Here is a 2,599-nt window from a genome sequence, read left to right as displayed (position 1 = left end):
TATCTGAAAATGACAGATCCATCCAAGGGTTTTGGTTTCCTATCCGAAGTTTCTGAGAAAGCTTTGATGTTTAGAAGGGGTATGTCTCTTTCCGGTAAGGAGGTGATTCTTCTGATCACATCCAGCAAAAATTTGAGCCCGGCAGATTCAACAGCATCAGATTATGATGAGATTCCAGATGTTGTATCCAGATTTTTCAAGGTAAAGGATGTTATTCGCTATGACATAGAAGAAGGTCCAATGATGGTTGAAGGTGATATTATCTTCGATTTTGTGGTCAACGCTGTAAAGAACGAGAACTCACTCAAGGCTCATTTGAAGCTTCCTCTCGAAAGAACAGTCTACTTCATTCTTAGAAACCCAACTGATGTAGAGCATTTCAAGAACAGAAATTTTGTCGTTACTTTTTCGACGAAACCTCTTTCTATCTATAAATCCTTAGAACATCTTATAGGGAGGTGTGGTTTATGAGAAAGACTCTGCTCGTTCTGATGCTTGTGGCCTTCTTAGCTGTTGTCGTTTTTCCAAAAACTAAGATTGTCTTCTGGACCATGTCACTCAAACCGACTTTCACCGATTTCATTCAGGGAATCATTGACAGATACGAAGAACTGAATCCGGATGTGGAAATTGTGTGGGAGGATGTGCCGTGGGATGTCCTTCAACAGAAGTTGTTAGCTGCTTATTCGTCTGGAAATCCTCCTGATGTTGTAAATTTGAATGCTCAATGGACTATTGAATTCGCTCAGAAGAAAGTGCTCTTTCCCTTGGATGATCTCTTACCAGAAGAAGTGTTGAACCAATATTTTGACAACATGATGAAAGGTCTCACTTGGAGAGGAAAGATCTATGGAATCCCATGGTACACAGCAGTTGATGTGATTTTCTACAACAAAGAGATTTTCGAAAAAGCAGGGCTTGATCCAAAATATCCTCCAAAAACATGGGATGAGATCTTGCTTTATTCCGTCATAATCAAAGAAAAAACCGGAAAATACGGTGTTCTTCCAACAATATTCCAGGATCCATCTGCGATCTTCAACTGGGATGGTTTGAATCTCTATACTGTCGATGAAAACAACAGGATAAAAGATGTACTGTTCGACAGTCCTGATCATGTTCATACTCTCAACAAATGGGCGACACTTTACAAGCAAAAATATCTACCCAGCGAAATTGTTCAAGGTGGGGAATGGACCAGAGCGACGGAACTTTACCAGGCTGGCGAACTTGCTATGTTGATCACTGGTGTTCAGTTTGCAGACAGAGTAAAGTGGAATGCACCGGAAGTGTACGAAAAATCTGGTGTTGCACCAGTTCCAGCGCCCAAACCGGGAGTTAGAATGAGCGGATGGTACTCTACTCTTAATGTAGTAAGGGGTTCGAAGAATCCAAAAGAAGCAGCAAAATTTGCAGCTTTTGTAGCCAACCTCGAGAATCAAATAGCATTCTGTAAACTTGTAACCATCTTCCCAACTCTTAAGGCAGCTGTGAACGATCCTTGGTTCTCAAAGGATGACGGTACATTGGCTGCCAAAGCGAGAATCATGGGAGCCAAGTATCTTGAAAACATTACCTTCTACAACGATGAGATTCCATTTAGAAAAGAGGCATTTGATAAGCTAAAGGATGCTATTATTCAAGTGTTCCTTGGTCAAAAGGAACCAGAAGACGCTCTTAAAGAGGTTGCAAGGTACTGGAGGTATTTAATCCAAACACAGAAACAGAAATAAAAAGATGGGGAGGGATAATCCCCTCCCCTTTCCCAAATGATTGAAAGGGGCGAAAGAATGAAAAGCAGATATCACAAGAAATTGAGAAGAAAGCAAATGACACTTACCTTCTTCTTCATAACCATTCCTACATTACTGATGGTTTTATTCACATATTATCCTTTGATTTTTGGTGTGAAGATATCTTTCTATCAATACGATATGGTCGGTGACTCGCTTTTCATTGGCCTCAGAAATTATATAAATCTTCTCAGAGATCCGCTTTTTTGGAATGCCTTTAGGAACAGCTTGTTTTACTTAGTTATAGTTCCTCCTTTACAGATAATTTCAATGGTTTTAGCGGTTCTGTTGAACAATGCCTTGAAGGCAAGAAACATTTTCAGAACTCTTATCTTTCTCCCAGTCGTTACACCTATAACTATAGCTGCCATTACTTGGCAATGGATGTACAGAGAAAAGGGATTCATAAACTTTCTGCTTCAATCCCTTCATATTATAAAAGAGCCAATTTCCTTTTTATCAAATCCGAACTTCGCTTTGTTTGCTATCATGTTCGTTACTATGTGGAAGGGTTTTGGATACTATATGGTCATCTATCTTGCAGGACTTCAAAGCATACCTAACGAACTTGTAGAAGCTGCGAAGGTAGATGGAGCAAAGCCTTCTCAGGTGTTTTTCAAGATAACAGTTCCTTTGCTAAAGCCTTACATTCTTTTTTGTTCAACGATGTCTTCCATAGCGGCTCTTAATGTTTTTGGAGAGATTTACGCCATGACAAAAGGTGGTCCTGTACATGCGACGGAAACAATGGGAATCTTCATATACAATAAGGCCTTTGGATACCTGCAGTTTGGTTACTCCAACGC

The 2,599-nt window shown here is 40.0% G+C and carries 2 protein-coding genes and 1 pseudogene; all 3 read left to right on the top strand.

Going from position 1 to position 2,599, the window contains the following annotated elements; translation table 11 throughout:
- Positions 1–471, top strand: a pseudogene (locus tag J7K79_RS05590) (glycoside hydrolase family 3 protein); the annotation flags it as partial.
- Positions 468–1,733 carry a sugar ABC transporter substrate-binding protein gene (locus J7K79_RS05585; RefSeq protein ID WP_296906075.1) on the top strand — a complete coding sequence of 422 codons (1,266 nt, stop codon included), beginning with the start codon at positions 468–470 and terminating at the stop codon, positions 1,731–1,733. The pseudogene J7K79_RS05590 and the gene J7K79_RS05585, both read left to right, overlap by 4 nt.
- A 57-nt stretch (positions 1,734–1,790) precedes the next feature.
- On the top strand, positions 1,791–2,599 hold an 809-nt coding region (locus tag J7K79_RS05580), incomplete at its 3' end, for a carbohydrate ABC transporter permease (protein ID WP_296906073.1).

The organism is Thermotoga sp. (genome assembly GCF_021162145.1).
GTDB lineage: Bacteria > Thermotogota > Thermotogae > Thermotogales > Thermotogaceae > Thermotoga.
The sequence above is the reverse complement of the archived record's forward strand: the minus strand, read 5'-3'. Positions and strand labels throughout refer to the sequence as shown.